Annotated in this window: 12 protein-coding genes and 1 tRNA gene; 5 read left to right on the forward strand and 8 right to left on the reverse strand. The window is 64.5% G+C overall.

What is annotated here, in order from left to right:
- Positions 1-77 precede the first annotated feature (77 nt).
- A complete protein-coding gene (locus ACREB7_RS17950) occupies positions 78-815 on the reverse strand; it encodes a murein L,D-transpeptidase catalytic domain family protein (RefSeq protein WP_431593652.1) in 738 nt (245 codons plus the stop codon).
- A gap of 177 nt (positions 816-992) precedes the next feature.
- Between ACREB7_RS17950 and ACREB7_RS17955 the strand changes: the two genes are divergently transcribed.
- The 3 genes from ACREB7_RS17955 to ACREB7_RS17965 all read left to right on the forward strand — a co-directional run bounded on the left by ACREB7_RS17955 (position 993) and on the right by ACREB7_RS17965 (position 1,962).
- Positions 993-1,337 carry an arsenate reductase family protein gene (locus ACREB7_RS17955; protein ID WP_431593642.1) on the forward strand — a complete coding sequence of 115 codons (345 nt, stop codon included), beginning with the start codon at positions 993-995 and terminating at the stop codon, positions 1,335-1,337.
- Positions 1,338-1,415: 78 nt separating this feature from the next.
- Positions 1,416-1,676 (forward strand): hypothetical protein, encoded by a 261-nt coding sequence (locus ACREB7_RS17960; protein WP_431593643.1) that lies wholly within the window; start codon positions 1,416-1,418, stop codon positions 1,674-1,676.
- A 79-nt stretch (positions 1,677-1,755) separates the two neighbouring features.
- Positions 1,756-1,962: a hypothetical protein gene (locus tag ACREB7_RS17965; RefSeq protein ID WP_431593644.1), complete on the forward strand. Its 207-nt coding sequence runs from the start codon at positions 1,756-1,758 to the stop codon at positions 1,960-1,962.
- 18 nt (positions 1,963-1,980) lie between these two features.
- On the opposite strand, the gene ACREB7_RS17970 is transcribed toward ACREB7_RS17965, so the two are convergent.
- Positions 1,981-2,751: a hypothetical protein gene (locus ACREB7_RS17970; protein ID WP_431593645.1), complete on the reverse strand. Its 771-nt coding sequence runs from the start codon at positions 2,749-2,751 to the stop codon at positions 1,981-1,983.
- Between the two features lie 53 nt (positions 2,752-2,804).
- A complete protein-coding gene (gene recF / locus ACREB7_RS17975) occupies positions 2,805-3,914 on the reverse strand; it encodes a DNA replication/repair protein RecF (protein ID WP_431593646.1) in 1,110 nt (369 codons plus the stop codon).
- 269 nt (positions 3,915-4,183) lie between these two features.
- Here recF and ACREB7_RS17980 point away from each other — a divergent pair, with 269 nt between their 5' ends.
- Together ACREB7_RS17980 and ACREB7_RS17985 are read left to right on the forward strand one after the other, a co-directional pair.
- Positions 4,184-4,315 (forward strand): hypothetical protein, encoded by a 132-nt coding sequence (locus ACREB7_RS17980; RefSeq protein WP_262407985.1) that lies wholly within the window; start codon positions 4,184-4,186, stop codon positions 4,313-4,315.
- A 60-nt stretch (positions 4,316-4,375) separates the two neighbouring features.
- Positions 4,376-4,555, forward strand: a complete 180-nt coding sequence (locus ACREB7_RS17985; RefSeq protein ID WP_431593647.1) for a PspC domain-containing protein — start codon at positions 4,376-4,378, stop codon at positions 4,553-4,555.
- Between the two features lie 113 nt (positions 4,556-4,668).
- On the opposite strand, the gene ACREB7_RS17990 is transcribed toward ACREB7_RS17985, so the two are convergent.
- The 5 genes from ACREB7_RS17990 to ACREB7_RS18010 all read right to left on the reverse strand — a co-directional run bounded on the left by ACREB7_RS17990 (position 4,669) and on the right by ACREB7_RS18010 (position 14,980).
- Positions 4,669-5,382, reverse strand: a complete 714-nt coding sequence (locus ACREB7_RS17990) for a TonB-dependent receptor (protein WP_431593648.1) — start codon at positions 5,380-5,382, stop codon at positions 4,669-4,671.
- Between the two features lie 148 nt (positions 5,383-5,530).
- Positions 5,531-9,817 carry a DNA-directed RNA polymerase subunit beta' gene (gene rpoC / locus ACREB7_RS17995; RefSeq protein ID WP_431593649.1) on the reverse strand — a complete coding sequence of 1,429 codons (4,287 nt, stop codon included), beginning with the start codon at positions 9,815-9,817 and terminating at the stop codon, positions 5,531-5,533.
- A gap of 43 nt (positions 9,818-9,860) precedes the next feature.
- A tRNA-OTHER gene (locus tag ACREB7_RS18000) sits at positions 9,861-9,933 on the reverse strand.
- Positions 9,934-9,939: 6 nt separating this feature from the next.
- Entirely contained in the window at positions 9,940-14,118 is a 4,179-nt protein-coding gene (gene rpoB, locus ACREB7_RS18005; protein ID WP_431593650.1) for a DNA-directed RNA polymerase subunit beta, read from the reverse strand.
- Positions 14,119-14,344: 226 nt separating this feature from the next.
- The gene (locus tag ACREB7_RS18010) at positions 14,345-14,980 is read right to left on the reverse strand and encodes a TetR/AcrR family transcriptional regulator (RefSeq protein WP_431593651.1); all 636 of its coding nucleotides are present in this window, start codon (positions 14,978-14,980) and stop codon (positions 14,345-14,347) included.
- Positions 14,981-15,192 lie beyond the last annotated feature (212 nt).

The raw sequence follows: 15,192 nt of genomic DNA on the forward strand, positions 1-15,192 counted from the left end.
GTCGAAGGGCGCTTCTCGGATAGGCGCCCTTCGACAGGCTCAGGGCTACGGTGACGAGCGATTCCGTCCGAACGGACTCAATCCGCCGTCGTCGGGAACACACCCTGCTGCGCGCCGGCGCGCACCATATTCTCGGTCCCCGGCGCGGGCGTGCCCGGCAGTTCGAACGGCACCGGCGCCGGCGGCGGCAGGCTGAGCTTGTCAGCGAACAGCAAGCGCCCCGGCCCCAGCTTGTAGAGGATCATCGGCAGCAATTCCTCGCCGAACACGAAGCATCCCTCGCTGCGCCCCAGCTTGCCTTGCGTCGCGATCAGCGACGGTTCGGCGTACCAGGCGCCATGGACGACGATCGCGCGCGCGTCGGCGTTGTAATTGTCGGGCTCCAGCCCCGCGAGGCGCATCGACGATCCGTTGCTGCCCCAATAATAGTCGCTGGTCCGGTACGCGCCGCGCGAGGTCGCGAGCGACCCGATGCGGTTCGAAAAGCTCTTGAGCCAGCCGTCGTGCTGCGGGTCCGATCCGCGACCGTGCGTCACCGGGAACATGTCGACCTTGCCCGCGACCATGTCGACCAGCGCGAAACGCGGGCGCGACGACGGCAGGCCGAAATCGACGATGCCGACGCGGTCGGTCTGCGAAATATTGCGGCCCTGCAACGCCATCTGCTGCTTCGCCACGGCCGCATAGTCCACCGCCGGCGGCACGAAAGGCGCCGGCTGCTGGATCCAGCCCGGCATCGTCTGCGCGCGCAGCGACGTCGCGGCCAAAGCGCCTGCGCCCGCTACGGCGGCCAACATCGATCGGCGATCGATCATCTTTGTCACGTGCAACCCAACCCCGTATGCCGCCTCTGGCGGTCCCTCGTCGGGGCATTAGCCGCAGCTTCGGCCTGAAAGGCAAGCAGCTTCATCGTCTTCATACCGCGAGTTGTGGCATATTTGCTGTGAACGGCGGGTTTACATCGGAACGCTCGCGGCGATAGGAGCGGAGGCATGAAAGCAACCATCTGGCACAACCCCGCCTGCGGCACCTCGCGCAAGACGCTCGCCGCGCTGCAAGAAACCCCCGGCGTCGAGCTCAGCGTCGTCGAATATCTCAAGACGCCCTATGCGGCCGACAAGCTGCGCCAGCTGTTCGAGGCCGCCGGGATCGGCGCCCGCGACGCGCTCCGCCTGCGCGGCACCGACGCCGCCGAGCGCGGCATGACCGAATGGGCGGAGGACGCGATCATCGCCGCGATGGCCGCAAACCCGGCCTATGTCGAACGCCCCTTCGTCGAAACCGATAAGGGCGTGCGGCTGTGCCGGCCGATGGAGACGGTGCAGGACATCCTCTGACCCGCACGATCGATCGGGCGGCAACCGGTCCTTTACGCTGACTCACTATCATCGGGGCGACCAGCGAGGAGCGCTCCCATGAGTCTCGAAGATTTCAGCCGGGAAGTGATGGGCAAGCCGCCCAAGAACCGCAGCATGATCGAACGCTGGACCTATACCGACGAGGATGGGTGCAGTTTCGACCAGCAAGTCTGGGTCACCCGCCTGCCCTTCGGCGTCGGTATCGCGGCGGTCGCCGCGCTGTCGCTGGTCGCCTGGGCGAACGACGATCCGGTCTGGCGCGATCTGGTCGCAAAACTAGGGGTCCTCGTCGACCTGGCCAAGGGGGCGATCGGCTGATCGGGCGCAAAGCCGGCCTTCGATACCCGCCCCGTTTCCCGCTGGACAGAATCGCGCGCGCCTCGCTACCGCCTGCGCCATGGGTATCACCGCAACCATTATGAACACCGCTACCGGCCAGCCGATCCAGAAGATGAGCTTTGGCCGCATGCCCAAGCCATGGGCCAGCTTCACGCTCGAAACCGGCGAACTGGTCACCGCCGAACGCATCGACGTCGGCAAGCCCGCGCCGGGCAAATTCGTCGCGCCGGTCAACGTCTGGGTGACCGTCAAGCCGAAGGGCTGAGGCCCGCGTCGGTCGCGCCTAAAGGCGCAGCTCTTTCTTGTCCCATGGCGACGACGCGTCGCCGGAAACCGAACCGCCCTCGCCGCATGGCGTCAGCACCGCGGGCGCGGGCTCGCGCAGCGTGAACACGCCGTCGTTGACGATCTCGATCGCGCCCGACGCCGATTTGCGCTGCATCACCGTGATGCAATAGTCGCTGTGGTTCGGCCAGATCGCGTCGAACTGCGCCGACGGCACCGCAATGTCGGTGCTCTCGCCCGCATCATAGGGATCGATCTCGAACGAATCGCGGCGCCCCTTGCGGCCGTGGCTCGCATATTGGATCGGATAGGCGGCGGGCTCATAGGCGGCGGAGGAAAAGCCGAATTCGGTCCAGTCGCTGATCCGCCAGGCCACTTCGCCGCCGGCAAAGCCGGTCAACACCGGCAGGAACAGCAGGATCAGGATCTTCTTGGCGATCCCCATCGGCTCGTGCGGCCGCATGATGGTGAGAATGGCTAGCGGGATCCCCAGCACAAAGCCAATCAGCCGCATCGCATTGAGAAAGGTGCCGTTGATCGGGGTAATCAGCGACGTTCCCGAAAACAGCGCCTCAATGCACAGCAGCGCCAGCAGCCCGCCCACGATGATTCCGGCCAGGCGCAACGCCGACATGCGATCGGCCGGTTCGTCGGCCTCGAAAGCATAGCCCGGCTGCACATCGGATTCCGGCGCACCCGACGGCGCGCCCATCAACGCGCTCCGCCGCCGTCCGAAACCCCCGCCGGTCAGATTGTCGCGCGTATCCATGGTCGTGCCCCCTTCACGGCATAGTTACGCGGCAAGCCTTGATATCGCGTTACTTATCCGGCCCCAATGCGCCCGCCGGCGATCCGGAAACGCGTCACCGGCCCCGGCATGGCGTCGAACAGCGCCGCCTCGGTCCCGGTGAGCCAGGCCTGCCCGCCCTGCCCGGCCAGCCGCTCATAGAGCGCCGCACGGCGCATCGGGTCGAGGTGCGCGGCGACCTCGTCGAGCAGCAGGATCGGCCGCTGGCCGCGCGCGCGCGCGACGCAGTCGCTGTGCGCGAGGACGAGCGAGAGCAGCATCGCCTTTTGCTCGCCGGTCGAACAGCGCGCCGCGCTGCGCCCCGTCGCGGCATGGACCGCCGCCAGGTCGTCGCGATGCGGCCCGGCGGTGGCGCGTCCTGCGGCGGCATCGATGCGGCGGCGACCGGCGAACAGCGCCTTGAGCGCCTCGACATCGTGCGGGGCTTCGCGAACGGCGCCCTCGCTATCGACCAGGGTCAGCAACGGCCGGGCAAAGGGCGCGTCGGGCTGTCCGGCGAGTTCGGCCGACAGCGCCGCCAGCGTCGCCTGCCGCGCCGCGTCCATCGCCGCGCCATGCTCGGCGAGCTGCGCTTCGAGGCTCGTCAGCCATTGCTGGTCGGCGGCCGGCAGGTCGGCGAGCAATTTGCCGCGCGCGCGCAGCGCCGCCTCATAGCGATTGCCGTGCTGCGCGTGGCGCGGGTCGAGCGCGAGGACGAGCCGGTCGAGGAAGCGCCGCCGATTGCCCGCGGTCTCGACAAACAGCCGGTCCATCGCCGGGGTCAGCCACAGCACCGCCAGCCACTCGCCAAGCGCCGTCGCCGCCGCCGCAGCGCCATTGATCCGCACGATCCGCCGCCCCGGATGCGCGGGTTCGATCCCCGTCCCCAGCGCGACCGGCGCCAGATCGTCGCCCGCCGACACCTCCGCGAACACCGCAAAACCGCCGGTCGCCCCGTCGCGCACCATGTCGGGCAGCGCCGCCCGGCGCAGGCCGCGCCCCGGCGCGAGCAGCGAGACGGCCTCCAGGATATTGGTCTTGCCCGCACCATTGTCGCCGTGGAGCGCGACCAGCCCCGGCCCCGCCGCCATTTCCGCCGCAGCATGATTGCGAAAATCTGTGAGGGACAGGCGGGCGAGCGTCATCGTCCTTTCGCCTAGAATATTTCGGGTCGCGAGGGAAACGGGTCTTGCTCCCCTCCCGCAAGCGGGAGGGGAATCCTTGGTCAGCTCATGTTACAATTTTCCAATCATCGGGAATTAATCCCTATTGACAGGATTTTTCGCCACGAAATAATCGATCAAAACCCGAAAATCGGCGGTTAACCGCCAATGAATGAAATTGGCACGCCTCCTGCATTACCCTTGGCATCCACCGGACAGGCCGGGCGGAAGAAAAAAGGAAGGACAAAATCATGGCCCATTTCAACGCAGACTCGCTTCGCAGCTACGCCGTTGCCGCTTTCGCTTCGGTCTATTGCTCCGCGATGCTCTTCATGGTCGCCGTCGGTCAGACGGGCGCGCATGTCGGTCAGTTGGTCGCTTGACCAACTGACCCGCCGCCACCGAAAAACGCCGGCCACCGGGCCGGGATGGAAAGGAAAGAAATGACACAGGGTTTTCGCAAGAATCGTCGCGATGGCATGGTCTTCGGCGTCTGCGCCGGCATGGCCGACCGCTTCGGCATCGACGTCTTGTGGACGCGCGTCGGCTTTGTCGCGCTGACTTTGCTGGGCTTCGGCCTGCCGCTGCTGCTGTATATCACCATCGCGATCCTCGCGCCGTAACCAGCCAGCACCGGGCCGGCCGCCTTTCAGGCGCAGTCGCACCGGCCCGCACATTTCCACAGATCAAAGGCTCGCCGGTCTATCGCCCGGCGGGCCTTTTCATTTGGCCCCCGTCATCCCTTGGGCCGCACGGTGAAGTCATAGGGCAGGTACAGGAACACCTCGGTCGGGCTGGCCTGCGCCCAGGCGAGTTGTTCATTGAGACCGCGGACATCGACCCCATAATCGGGGCCGAAGGCCGCCGCAGTCTTCAGCCCCTCGGCCGCCACCAGCCGGACGATCTCGGCGCGATACTGGTCGGGATTCTTGATCGTCAGCGTGATCCCGCCGCGTTTCTCGATCAGCGCCCGGCCGGTCGCCGGCACGCCCTTGACGAAACCGTCGATCCGCTCCTGCGCGCTGCCGACCGAGCCCGCGAGACCCGCTTTGACGAACAGCCCGATCTCACTGGTGTCGGGGCGCGAGCCGCGCTGGAAGACCAGGCCCTTGTAATTGGTCAGCGTCACCTTGGTCAGCTCGAAATCGCCGGTGACGAGTTCGACGCCCGAACTTTCGGCGCGGCGGATCGCCGCCTCCAGCATCGCGTGGATTTCACGCTTGCGGACATCCTCCTCGCGCGAGTCAGAGGTGAACTGCACCCGCTGGATCGCGCTGTCGGCGGTCCGCCGCAAACCGACGACCGGCTGCACATCGGCGAGATAGCCCGCCGACGCGCGCTGCGCGGTCACCACCACCTCGCCCTGGATATTGCTGTTGTCCTGCGCCAGTGCGCCGCTGCCGCCCGCGACCAGCGCTATCGCGGCCGCCACCGCTGCCATCCTGCTCATGCCCATCATACCCTCCTTCGCCATTGCTCTGCGACCCGGCGCACGGCGTATCAGGTCGCGGGCTGCGCGAACATGAACGAAAAAGGGCCCGCCGGTTTCCCGGCGAGCCCTGTTTCGTTCTGGCTTCGCTGATGCGAGGCCGAGAGGCTTAGGCCTGCTCGTCGCCCTGGATCAGGTAATCGCCGGCGTCGGCATCGCTGCCGTGGGTTTCGCCTTCGACAGCCGCCAGCGGATCGTTGCCGATCGCCGCTTCGGGACCTTGCGCCAGTTCGGCGGCATGTTCCTCGGCGGCGGTCTGCGGCGCGATCAGATGCTCCTGGTTCGCGGCGCGCATCGAGGCGCGCAGCGCGGCATCCTTCGACGACGCGGTAACGCGAACGCGGTTCATCGCCGCCCCGGTGCCCGCCGGGATCAGGCGGCCAACGATGACGTTTTCCTTCAGGCCCTGCAGCGAGTCGATCTTGCCCTGCACCGAAGCCTCGGTGAGAACGCGGGTCGTCTCCTGGAAGGACGCGGCCGACACGAAGCTGCGGGTCTGCAGCGACGCCTTGGTGATGCCCAGCAGGACCGGGCGACCTTCGGCCTTGCGACCGTTCTTCGGCAGCTTGGCGTTATATTCCATCATCTCCAGATAATCGAGCTGTTCGCCCGGCAGCAGCGTGGTGTCGCCGCCTTCGGTGATCTCGACCTTCTGCAGCATCTGGCGAACGATCACCTCGATGTGCTTGTCGTTGATCTTCACGCCCTGCAGTCGATAGACTTCCTGGATTTCCGCGACGAGATATTCGGCCAGCGCCTCGACGCCCATGACGTCGAGGATGTCGTGCGGGTTCGGCGAGCCCGAAATCAGCGCGTCGCCGCGCTTGACCTGGTCGCCTTCCTGCACTTCCAGCACCTTCGACTTGGGAATGAGGTACTCGATCGAATCGCCTTCTTCCGGAACGATCGCGATCTTGCGCTTCGCCTTGTAATCCTTGACGAATTCAATGCGGCCGCTGATCTTCGCGATGACGCTGTTGTCCTTCGGAATGCGCGCTTCGAACAGCTCGGCAACACGCGGCAGACCGCCGGTGATGTCGCGCGTCTTCGACGCCTCGCGGCTGACACGCGCCAGCACGTCGCCCGCCTGCACTTCCTGGCCGTCCTCGACCGACAGCATCGTGCCGACCGCGAGCAGATAGCGCGCGGCTTCGCCCGACTGGTCGTCGAGCAGGGTCAGGCGCGGCTGCAGGTCTTCCTTCTTCGACCGGCCCGCCGAACGATATTCGATCACGACGCGCTGGGCGATGCCCGTCGCTTCGTCGACCTGTTCGATCAGCGTCTTGGTGTCCTGAAGGTCCTGATACTTCACGATGCCCTGCTTTTCGGTGATCAGCGGCATGGTGAACGGATCCCATTCGGCAATCCGGTCGCCCTTCTTCACCTTGTCGCCGTCCTTGAACAGGATCTGCGCACCATAAGGCAGCTTGTGCGACGCGCGTTCGCGGCCTTCGCTGTCGATCACCGCGACTTCGCCCGAACGCGACAGCGCCAGACGGCGGCCGCGCTGGTCGACGATCGTGGTCATCTCGCGATATTCGATCGTGCCGTCGGAGATCGATTCGGCGTTCGACTGCTCGTTGACCTGCGCCGCGCCACCGATGTGGAAGGTACGCATGGTCAGCTGGGTGCCGGGTTCACCGATCGACTGGGCGGCGATGACGCCGACCGCTTCGCCGATGTTCACCGGGGTCCCACGCGCGAGGTCACGGCCATAGCATTTGCCGCAAACGCCCAGCGTCGCTTCGCAGACCAGCGGCGAACGGATCTTCACCGACTGGACTTCGGCGTCCTCGATCCGCTGCGTCGTCGCTTCGTCGAGCAGGGTGCCGACCGGAGCCAGCACATTGCCGTCCTTGTCGACGACATCTTCCAGCGTCGTACGGCCCAGGATGCGCTCGCCCAGCGAGGCGATCGTCGAACCGCCCTGGATGATCGCGCGCATTTCCATGCCGCGTTCGGTGCCGCAATCTTCCTCGATCACGACGCAGTCCTGCGACACGTCGACCAGACGGCGGGTCAAATAACCCGAGTTCGCCGTCTTGAGCGCCGTATCGGCCAGACCCTTACGGGCGCCGTGGGTCGAGTTGAAATACTCGAGAACGGTCAGACCTTCCTTGAAGTTCGAGATGATCGGCGTTTCGATGATCTCGCCCGACGGCTTGGCCATCAGGCCGCGCATACCGGCGAGCTGCTTCATCTGGGCCTGCGAACCACGAGCACCCGAGTGCGCCATCATATAGATGGAGTTGATCGGGGCCAGACGGCCCGTCTTCGGGTCCTTCGGCTCGGCGCGGATTTCGTCCATCATCGCGTTCGCGACCTTGTCGCCGCACTGCGACCACGCATCGATGGCCTTATTGTACTTTTCCTGCTGCGTGATCAGGCCGTCCTGATACTGCTGCTCGAAGTCCTTCACGAGGGCGCGGGTCTCGTCGACCATGCCTTCCTTCGATGCCGGGATGATCATGTCATCCTTGCCGAAGGAGATGCCGGCCTTGAACGCGTTGCGGAAGCCCAGCGCCATGATGGCGTCGGCGAACAACACGGTCTCTTTCTGGCCGGTGTGGCGATAGACCTGGTCGATCACGTCGCCGATTTCCTTCTTGGTCAGAAGGCGGTTGACGACGTCGAAGGGCACGGTGTGCGACTTCGGCAGGCATTCGCCGATCAGCATGCGGCCCGGGGTCGTCTCGAAGCGGCGCAGATATTCATTGCCCTTCTCGTCGGTCTGCGGGACGCGGCTGATGACCTTGGTGTGCAGCGTCACGGCGCCGGTGAACAGCGCCTGATGCACCTCGGCCATGTCGGCGAGCAACATGCCCTCACCGGGTTCGCCCGCACGCTCCATCGACAGATAATAGAGACCCAGCACCATGTCCTGCGACGGCACGATGATCGGCTTGCCGTTCGCGGGGCTCAGGATGTTGTTGGTCGACATCATCAGCACGCGCGCTTCCAGCTGGGCTTCCAGCGAAAGCGGCACGTGGACCGCCATCTGGTCACCGTCGAAGTCGGCGTTGAACGCGGCGCAGACCAGCGGGTGAAGCTGGATCGCCTTGCCCTCGATCAGGACGGGTTCGAACGCCTGAATGCCAAGGCGGTGAAGCGTCGGGGCGCGGTTCAGCAGGACCGGGTGCTCGCGAATGACTTCGTCGAGAATGTCCCAGACTTCCTTGCGTTCCTTTTCGACCCACTTCTTCGCCTGCTTCAGGGTCATCGACAGACCCTTGGCGTCGAGGCGCGCGTAGATGAACGGCTTGAACAGCTCGAGCGCCATTTTCTTCGGCAGGCCGCACTGGTGCAGCTTGAGTTCGGGACCGGTCACGATGACCGAACGGCCCGAATAGTCGACGCGCTTGCCGAGCAGGTTCTGACGGAAGCGGCCCTGCTTGCCCTTGAGCATGTCGGACAGCGACTTCAGCGGACGCTTGTTGGCGCCCGTGATCGTGCGGCCGCGGCGGCCGTTGTCGAACAGCGCGTCGACGGCTTCCTGCAGCATGCGCTTTTCGTTGCGGACGATGATGTCCGGCGCGCGCAGTTCCATCAGGCGCTTCAAACGATTGTTGCGGTTGATGACGCGGCGATAGAGATCGTTGAGATCCGACGTCGCGAAGCGGCCGCCGTCGAGCGGCACCAGCGGGCGCAGTTCGGGCGGGATCACGGGGACGACTTCCAGGATCATCCATTCGGGGCGGTTGCCCGAATCGATGAAGCTTTCGACGACTTTCAGGCGCTTGATGATCTTCTTGGGCTTCAGCTCCGACTTGGTCGTCGCCAGATCTTCCATCAGGTCGGCGCGTTCCTGTTCGAGATCGAGATTCTCGAGCAGCACGCGGATCGCCTCGGCGCCGATGCCAGCGCTGAACGCGTCTTCGCCATATTCATCCTGCGCATCGAGCAGCTCGTCTTCGGTCAGCAGCTGGAACTTCTCCAGCGGCGTCAGGCCGGGTTCGAGAACGATATAGGCCTCGAAATAGAGGACGCGCTCGAGCTGCTTGAGCTGCATGTCGAGCAGCAGGCCGATGCGCGACGGCAGCGACTTCAGGAACCAGATGTGCGCGACCGGCGCGGCGAGCTCGATATGGCCCATGCGCTCGCGGCGGACCTTGGTCACCGTGACTTCGACACCGCATTTTTCGCAGACGATGCCCTTGTATTTCATGCGCTTGTACTTGCCGCACAGGCATTCATAATCCTTGATCGGACCGAAGATGCGCGCGCAGAACAGGCCGTCACGCTCGGGCTTGAACGTGCGATAGTTGATGGTTTCGGGCTTCTTGATCTCGCCGAACGACCACGAACGGATGCGCTCGGGGCTGGCGATGCCGATCTTGATCATGTCGAAGGTTTCGGGCTTCGCGACCGGGTTCATGAAGTTGGTAAGCTGGTTCATTCTCATTCTCCGTTCAGGAGCAAAATCAATTCGATCATTCGGTTGGCTGGCGGCGGGACTCGAACCCGCAGTTTCCTCCTTGGAGAGGTGCGTTTACCAATTCCGCCACGCCTGCCCCTTGATCACTCCGCGGCTTCGGGAAGGGCGTCCGGACCTTCGTCGGGGTCCTGCTCCGCATAGGAAGACAGTTCGACGTTGAGGCCCAGCGAGCGCATTTCCTTGACGAGCACGTTGAAGCTTTCGGGAATGCCGGCCTCGAACGTGTCGTCGCCCTTGACGATCGCCTCGTAGACCTTGGTGCGGCCGATCACGTCATCGGACTTCACCGTCAGCATTTCCTGCAGCGTGTACGCCGCGCCATAAGCCTGCAGCGCCCACACTTCCATTTCACCGAAGCGCTGGCCACCGAACTGCGCCTTGCCGCCCAGCGGCTGCTGGGTAACAAGCGAGTACGGCCCGATCGAACGCGCGTGGATCTTGTCGTCGACCAGGTGATGGAGCTTCAGGATATACATATATCCCACCGTCACCTTGCGGTCGAAGCGGTCGCCGGTGCGGCCATCGTACAGATCGACCTGGCCCGACCGGTCGAGACCGGCGCGTTCCAGCATCGCCGACACATCGCCTTCGCGCGCGCCGTCGAACACGGGAGTCGCAAAGGGCACGCCGACCGACAGATTGCCGGCAAGCTCGACGACCTGATCGGTCGTCCGCGCCTTGATGTCGTCCGCATATTCGTCGCCATAGGCGTGAAGCAGCGCTTCGCGCACCGCTTCCGGCGGCGACCCGGCCTCGGGGTCGGGGTTCGCCATGCGCCAATCCTCGAGCGCCGCGGTGATCTGGCGACCGAAGCCACGCGATGCCCAGCCGAGGTGCGTTTCGAGGATCTGTCCGACGTTCATGCGCGACGGCACGCCCAGCGGGTTGAGCACGAAGTCGACATGCGTGCCATCTTCCAGGAACGGCATGTCCTCGATCGGCAGGATGCGGCTGATGATGCCCTTGTTGCCGTGACGGCCGGCCATCTTGTCGCCCGACTGCAGCTTGCGCTTCACCGCGACGAAGACCTTGACCATCTTGAGCACGCCCGGGGCGAGTTCGTCGCCGCGCTGCAGCTTTTCGACGCGATCTTCATATTTCGCGCTGATCCGCTTGATCGCGTCGTCATACTGCGCCTTGATCGCTTCGAGGGCGGTCTGGGCATTGTCTTCGACGACCGCCAGCTTCCACCAGTCGGCGCGGTCGAGTTCGACCAGCATCTCCTCGGTGACCACATCGCCCTTCTTCAGGCCCTTGGGCACCGCGCTGGTCGTCTGACCGATCAGCAGGTCCTTCAGGCTGGAGAAGGTCGCACGGTTGAGGATCGCACGCTCGTCGTCGGCGTCCTGCTTCAGGCGCTCGATTTCCTCGCGTTCGATCGCGATCGCGCGCTCGTCCTTGTCGATGCCGTGGCGGTTGAAGACGCGGACTTCGACGACGGTGCCCGACACGCCCGGCGGCAGGCGGAGCGACGTGTCGCGCACGTCGCTGGCCTTTTCGCCGAAGATCGCGCGCAGCAGCTTCTCTTCCGGCGTCATCGGCGATTCACCCTTGGGGGTGATCTTGCCGGCCAGAATGTCGCCCGGGCCGACTTCGGCGCCGATATAGACGATGCCCGCTTCGTCGAGGTTGCGGAGCGCTTCCTCGCCGACGTTCGGAATGTCGCGCGTGATATCTTCGGGGCCAAGGCGCGTGTCGCGCGCGGTGACTTCGAATTCCTCGATGTGGATCGAGGTGAAGACGTCGTCCTTCACGATGCGTTCGCTGATGAGGATCGAGTCCTCATAATTATAGCCGTTCCAGGGCATGAACGCGACGAGCACATTCTTGCCCAGCGCCAGTTCGCCCAGCTCGGTCGACGGACCGTCGGCGATGATGTCGCCGGTCTTGACCACTTCGCCCACCTTCACCAGCGGACGCTGGTTGATGCAGGTGTTCTGGTTCGAACGCTGGAACTTCTGCAGGCGATAGATGTCGACGCCCGACTTGCCGGGTTCGACCATATCGGTCGCACGGATCACGATACGCGTCGCGTCGACCTGGTCGATGATGCCGCCGCGGCGCGCCGCGATGGCCGCGCCGGAGTCGCGCGCAACCGTCTCTTCCATGCCGGTACCGACGACCGGGGCTTCGGCCCGGATCAGCGGCACGGCCTGGCGCTGCATGTTCGATCCCATCAGCGCGCGGTTGGCGTCATCGTTTTCCAGGAACGGAATGAGCGATGCCGCGACCGAAACCAGCTGCTTCGGCGACACGTCCATCAGGGTGATCTGACCCTTGGGCGCCATCAGGAATTCGCCTGCTTCGCGTGCCGAGATCAGGTCGTCGACGAAGCTGCCATCCTCATGCAGGTCGGCGTTCGCCTGTGCGACGGTGTGCTTCTGCTCTTCCATCGCCGACAGATAGACGACGTCGGTGGTGACCTTGCCGTCGATGATCTTGCGGTACGGGGTTTCGATGAAGCCGTATTTGTTGACGCGCGCGAAGGTAGCGAGCGAGTTGATCAGACCGATGTTCGGGCCTTCCGGCGTTTCGATCGGGCAGATGCGGCCATAATGCGTCGGGTGAACGTCGCGGACTTCGAAGCCCGCGCGCTCGCGCGTCAGACCGCCCGGCCCAAGCGCCGACACGCGGCGCTTGTGGGTAACTTCCGACAGCGGGTTGGTCTGGTCCATGAACTGGCTGAGCTGCGACGAACCAAAGAATTCGCGCACCGCAGCCACGGCCGGCTTGGCGTTGATCAGGTCGTTCGGCATCACCGTCGACACGTCGACCGACGACATGCGCTCCTTCACGGCGCGCTCCATGCGGAGCAGGCCGACGCGATACTGGTTTTCGAGCAGCTCGCCGACCGAACGGACACGGCGGTTGCCGAGGTTGTCGATATCGTCGATTTCGCCCTTGCCGTCCTTCAGGTTCACCAGTTCCTTGACCACGGCGAGGATGTCCTCGCTGCGCAGCGTCGTCACCGTGTCCTCGGCGTCGAGGCCGAGGCGCATGTTGAGCTTGACGCGGCCCACGGCCGACAGGTCATAGCGCTCGGGGTCGAAGAACAGGCCGCCGAACAGCGCTTCGGCGGTTTCGCGCGTCGGCGGTTCGCCGGGGCGCATGACGCGATAGATGTCCGACAGCGCCTGGTCGCGATCCTCGGCCTTGTCGGCCTTCAACGTGTTGCGGATCCACGGACCGGTGTTGTTGTGATCGATGTCGAGCAGCACGAGCTTGTCGATGCCCGCCCCGTCGATCTTCTCGAGATTGTCGGCGGTCACTTCGTCGCCGGCTTCGATATAGATCTCGCCGGTGGCTTCGTTGATCAGGTCATAGGCGCTGTAGCGGCCGAAGATTTCCTCGGTCGGGATCAGCAGCGTGTCGAGACCATCCTTCGCTGCCTTGTTGGCGAGGCGCGGGCTGATCTTGTGGCCGGCGGCGAAGACGACTTCGCCGGTCTTGGCGTCGACGACGTCGAACGCGGGCTTCGACCCGCGCCAGTTTTCGACCATGAAAGGCACGCGCCAGCCATTCTCGGCGCGCTCGAAGACGAGGCGGTCATAGAAGGTGTTGAGAATTTCCTCGCCCGTCATGCCCAGCGCGTAGAGCAGGCTGGTGACCGGCAGCTTGCGCTTGCGGTCGATACGGACGTTGACGATGTCCTTGGCGTCGAATTCGAAGTCGAGCCACGAACCGCGATACGGGATCACGCGCGCGGCGAACAGGAACTTGCCCGACGAGTGGGTCTTGCCGCGATCATGGTCGAACAGCACACCCGGCGAACGGTGCATCTGCGACACGATGACGCGCTCGGTGCCGTTGACGAAGAAGGTACCGTTGCCCGTCATCAGGGGCATGTCGCCCATATAGACGTCCTGCTCCTTGATATCGAGGACCGAGCGGGTGTCGGTTTCGCTGTCGACTTCAAAGACGATCAGGCGCAGCGTGACCTTCATCGGCGCCGCATAGGTGATGCCGCGCTGACGGCATTCCTCGACGTCATATTTCGGGTCTTCGAGTTCGTAATGGACGAAGTCGAGCTCGGCGGTGCCGGCGAAGTCGCGGATCGGGAACACGCTGCGCAGCGTCTTTTCGAGGCCCGAGACATAACCCGTCGACGGATCCGAGCGCAGGAACTGCTCATAGGATTCGCGCTGCACCTCGATGAGGTTGGGCATTTCCACGGCTTCGTGGATGTTGCCGAACAGCTTACGGATTCGCTTGCTTGCGGTTGCTTCGAGGGCCTTGCCCACCGACTTCGCCTTGGTCGCCATAAGTGATTGTCTCGCCTTGTAAAAAACCGTCTCGCGAGCGCATCGACGCGAAAAAAGCCGCAAGCAACCGTTGCCGGTTTACCGCAGCTTTCCAACGCCTGTCGAAATCCCCACCGACCTATCCGTACAGCCCGTTGCGCAAAGTCAGGCTCTATCTCGAACGATGGGGTGTGGCGGCGATATAGGATCGGGGCCCCATTTTGTCAACGCGGCGCCAGCCGGAATCTCAGGACGCGAGCCCGTCGATCTTGCGTTCGATGGACTCGAGCCGCGCCGCGATGTCGCCGCCGCCGCGCGCCGCCCCGGGCAGGTTCAGCACCGGCATCACATAGATGGCGACGCGCCGCCGGATTTCCAGCGGGTCGTCATAATCCTCGCCGCCCAGCACCAGCATCTGGTGGAGCAGCCATTCGGTCAGCCGGTCGAGATCGTCGGGCGGGGTCCAGGCGCCCGACGCCATCGCGCCTTCGAGCATCCGCCCCACCACCGCCCCCGTGATCGACTTGTGCGCGGTGAGGAAGATCGAGAAGTCGTCGTGCAGCAGGCCATCCTTGGCGACCTTGTGGATCCACGGCGTGTTGCAGATGCTTTCGATACCGCCCGCGATCACCTGTTCCAGCCGGTCCTCGATCGGCCCCAGCCCGACCGCGATCTGACCGCTACGCTCCAGATAGGGGCCCGCCAGATGCTGGAGCAAGGCGAGCAGCAGGCCCTCGCGATTGCCGAACCAGCGATAGAGCGTCGCGCGCGATACCCCCGATTCGCGGACGACATGGTCGATCGTCGTGTCGTGAAAGCCGACCCGGGTGACGACCATGGCGGTCGCGTCGAGCACCGCCGCCTTGGCCGCATCGCCGACCACAAAGCGCGGAATCGGGCTGATTGTCGCGATATGCGCCTCCGTCCTGAGACCGTCCGGCTAGCATATCGCATCCCGTGAGGCAAATACTTGCGCTTGTCTCACTTAGTGTGATAAGTCGCCGATATTGTCTCGCGGATCGACAGACCGGCACAAGCCGGTGGCGCGCGACGAAGGGAGAGAGAGAGATGAAAGCGACACGCGGACTGCATCTG

Source organism: Sphingopyxis sp. (assembly GCF_050725615.1).
Lineage (GTDB): Bacteria > Pseudomonadota > Alphaproteobacteria > Sphingomonadales > Sphingomonadaceae > Sphingopyxis.

Excerpts from the sequence above, each read along its gene's own strand:
- ACREB7_RS17980 (WP_262407985.1), top strand. The coding sequence starts at position 4,184 with ATGGCCCATTTCAACGCAGACTCGCTTCGCAGCTACGCCGTTGCCGCT.
- ACREB7_RS17955 (WP_431593642.1), top strand. The coding sequence starts at position 993 with ATGAAAGCAACCATCTGGCACAACCCCGCCTGCGGCACCTCGCGCAAG.
- ACREB7_RS17985 (WP_431593647.1), top strand. The coding sequence starts at position 4,376 with ATGACACAGGGTTTTCGCAAGAATCGTCGCGATGGCATGGTCTTCGGC.
- rpoC (WP_431593649.1), bottom strand. The coding sequence starts at position 9,817 with ATGAACCAGCTTACCAACTTCATGAACCCGGTCGCGAAGCCCGAAACC.
- ACREB7_RS17960 (WP_431593643.1), top strand. The coding sequence starts at position 1,416 with ATGAGTCTCGAAGATTTCAGCCGGGAAGTGATGGGCAAGCCGCCCAAG.
- ACREB7_RS17990 (WP_431593648.1), bottom strand. The coding sequence starts at position 5,382 with ATGAGCAGGATGGCAGCGGTGGCGGCCGCGATAGCGCTGGTCGCGGGC.
- rpoB (WP_431593650.1), bottom strand. The coding sequence starts at position 14,118 with ATGGCGACCAAGGCGAAGTCGGTGGGCAAGGCCCTCGAAGCAACCGCA.
- ACREB7_RS17970 (WP_431593645.1), bottom strand. The coding sequence starts at position 2,751 with ATGGATACGCGCGACAATCTGACCGGCGGGGGTTTCGGACGGCGGCGG.
- ACREB7_RS17965 (WP_431593644.1), top strand. The coding sequence starts at position 1,756 with ATGGGTATCACCGCAACCATTATGAACACCGCTACCGGCCAGCCGATC.
- recF (WP_431593646.1), bottom strand. The coding sequence starts at position 3,914 with ATGACGCTCGCCCGCCTGTCCCTCACAGATTTTCGCAATCATGCTGCG.
- ACREB7_RS17950 (WP_431593652.1), bottom strand. The coding sequence starts at position 815 with ATGATCGATCGCCGATCGATGTTGGCCGCCGTAGCGGGCGCAGGCGCT.